The sequence below is a fragment of the Fodinibius salicampi genome (assembly GCF_039545095.1).
In the GTDB taxonomy this organism is placed as follows: Bacteria; Bacteroidota; Rhodothermia; order Balneolales; family Balneolaceae; genus Fodinibius; species Fodinibius salicampi.
In genome coordinates this window covers 2,501-5,608 of the sequence record NZ_BAABRS010000010.1, presented here as the reverse complement: position 1 = coordinate 5,608, position 3,108 = coordinate 2,501, and the positions used below count along the sequence as shown (strand labels likewise).

Here is a 3,108-nt window from a genome sequence, read left to right as displayed (position 1 = left end):
ATTGTATCTAATAAAAAAAAGAGGTGACTCCCGTGGGGAATCACCTCTTGGTAAATAAAAGAGCAGTCGGGGACCTACGCTCCCGGCCGGTCGGCCAGTACCATCGGCGCTGCAGAGGGTCACGTCCGTGTTCGGGATGGGAACGGGTGGGGCCCCTGCGCTATGCCCGCCTGCTCGTAATTTCGTCGCCGGTTGGGCTTTGACTTACTGATAGCTGATGGTGAAGGGGTAATGGTTGTTGTGTTGGCAGACTTGCCCGACCAGCCGGTCGTGCAAGCCATATAAGTAAAAGCCAGTGGCCTTATTAGTACGGCTCGGCTAAAGGTGTTGCCACCCGTATACCTGCCGCCTATCCATCTGGTCGTCTTCCAGAAGGCTCTGTGGGGAATGTTTATCTTGGAGCGTGCTTCGCGCTTAGATGCTTTCAGCGGCTTATCACTTCCGCACATAGCTACCCGGCCATGCTCTTGGCAGAACAACCGGTACACCAGCGGTGCGTCCACTCCGGTCCTCTCGTACTAGGAGCAGCTCTCCGCAACATTCCAACGCCCACAGCAGATAGGGACCGAACTGTCTCACGACGTTCTGAACCCAGCTCGCGTACCGCTTTAAATGGCGAACAGCCATACCCTTGGGACCTTCTCCAGCCCCAGGATGCGATGAGCCGACATCGAGGTGCCAAACCTCCCCGTCGATGTGAACTCTTGGGGGAGATAAGCCTGTTATCCCCGGAGTACCTTTTATCCTTTGAGCGACGGCCCTTCCATTCGGAAACCGCCGGATCACTAAACCCTGCTTTCGCACCTGCTCGACCTGTATGTCTCGCAGTCAAGCACCCTTATGCTTTTACACTCTACGCACGATTGCCGACCGTGCTGAGGGTACCTTTGGGAGCCTCCGTTACATTTTAGGAGGCGACCGCCCCAGTCAAACTACCCACCATACACTGTCTTCCCGCTCGGGGAATTAGAATTCAGCTGCCCAAAGGGTGGTATTTCACGGGCGGCTCCACCCCAGCTAGCGCTGGGGCTTCAGTGCCTCCCACCTATCCTGCACATTCGGCAGCTAAAGCCAATGTAAAGTTGTAGTAAAGGTTCACGGGGTCTTTCCGTCCCGCTGCGGGTAATCGGCGTCATCACCGATACCACAATTTCACCGAGCTCGTGGCCGAGACAGCGTCCAATTCGTTGCACCATTCGTGCAGGTCGGAACTTACCCGACAAGGAATTTCGCTACCTTAGGACCGTTATAGTTACGGCCGCCGTTTACTGGGGCTTCAGTCGCCCGCTTCATACCCCGAAGGGTATTAACAGGCTTCCTTAACCTTCCAGCACCGGGCAGGTGTCAGCCCCTATACATCGTCTTGCGACTTAGCAGAGGCATGTGTTTTTGTTAAACAGTCGATTGGACCTGGTCACTGCGCCCCCTCCATTCCTGGAGGGGGGATCCTTCTCCCGAAGTTACGGATCTAATTTGCCGAGTTCCTTAGCCACGATTCGCTCGAGCACCTGAGGATACTCTCCTCATCTACCTGTGTCGGTTTTGGTACGAGCACCAACTCAACAAACGACGACGGGTTTCTTGGCAGCCAGATTACCTACACTATCGGTTTGCCCGTAGGCTCCCCGTACTGTCGGAGTTCAGCCGTCGCGGGAGGCGGATTTGCCTGCCTCCCAGCCTAGCTCCTTCAACCTGCTATTCAGTAAGCAGGCGGTAGTGTCACTTCTGCGTGACGCCTTCGTTTATCGCTGAGCGGTGGTACCGGAATATTTAACCGGTTTTCCATCGGCTTCGCCTTTCGGCTACACCTTAGGTCTCGACTAACCCTGATCCGATTAACGTTGATCAGGAACCCGTAGATTTACGGTGGAGGAGTTTCTCACTCCTCTTATCGTTACTCATGCCTACAGTTTCGCTTCCAGAACCTCCACCACCCCTCACAGGGCGACTTCGATGGCGCTGGAATGCTCCTCTACCACTGCATCCAAACGGATGCAATCCACAGCTTCGGCACCAAACTTATGCCCGTCAATTATCGACGCCGGGCCGCTCGACTAGTGAGCTATTACGCACTCTTTCAAGGAATGGCTGCTTCTAAGCCAACCTCCTAGTTGTCTGGGCAACCCAACTTTCTTTGTTCAACTTAGTTTGGATTTAGGGGCCTTAGCTGGTGGTCTGGGTTGTTTCCCTCTTGCGGGAGGACGTTATCGCCCCCACGCTGACTACCTGGCAACACATGCCGGCATTCGGAGTTTGTCTAGATTTGGTAGGCGGTGAAGCCCCCTAGTCTAATCAGTGCTCTACCTCCGACATGCTGCTCGCCAGATGCTATACCTAAATATATTTCGAGGAGAACGAGCTATTTCCGAGTTTGATTGGCCTTTCACCCCTATCCACAACTCATCCGGGGGCTTTTCAACGCCCGTCGGTTCGGGCCTCCATTCCGTTTTACCGGAACTTCGCCCTGGTCATAGATAGCTCACTCGGTTTCGCGTCTGCCCCACTGCACTTTCGCCCTGTTCGGACTCGCTTTCGCTTCGGCTGCTCTCCTGAGGAGATTAACCTTGCGCAACAGGCGCAACTCGTAGGCTCATTATGCAAAAGGCACGCCGTCACCCCTCCGAAGAGAGGCTCCGACCGCTTGTAAGCGTATGGTTTCAGGTACTATTTCACTCGCCTTCTCGGCGTTCTTTTCACCTTTCCCTCACGGTACTTGTTCACTATCGGTCATAACCAGTATTTAGCCTTACCGGATGGTGCCGGCTAATTCAGACAGGATTTCTCCGGTCCCGTCCTACTCAGGGAATCCCACCCGCGCACCGCGCTTACGTCTACAGGCCTGTCACCTTCTGTGGGGCGGCTTTCCAGTCCGCTTCGTCTTCGCTTGGATTGCTTTTGTGGGCCCTACTACCCCCGGCCGCCGTAGCAGCCGGGTTTGGGCTGGCCCCCGTTCGCTCGCCACTACTTGGGGGATTACTGACTTGTTCTCTGTTCCTCCGGCTACTTAGATGTTTCAGTTCGCCGGGTGTGACCCTCCCCTAAGGGAGTATCCCGACCGAAGTCGGGATGGGTTGCCCCATTCGGATACCTGCGGATCTGGGCTCTTAT

The 3,108-nt window shown here is 55.1% G+C and carries 2 rRNA genes (1 of these 2 running past the window's edge); both read right to left on the bottom strand.

Annotated elements, in window-relative coordinates:
* Positions 1–61: 61 nt before the first annotated feature.
* Positions 62–174, bottom strand: a 5S ribosomal RNA gene (gene rrf, locus ABEB05_RS17055).
* 109 nt (positions 175–283) lie between these two features.
* Positions 284–3,108 (bottom strand): 23S ribosomal RNA (locus tag ABEB05_RS17050) (it continues 91 nt past the right edge of the window).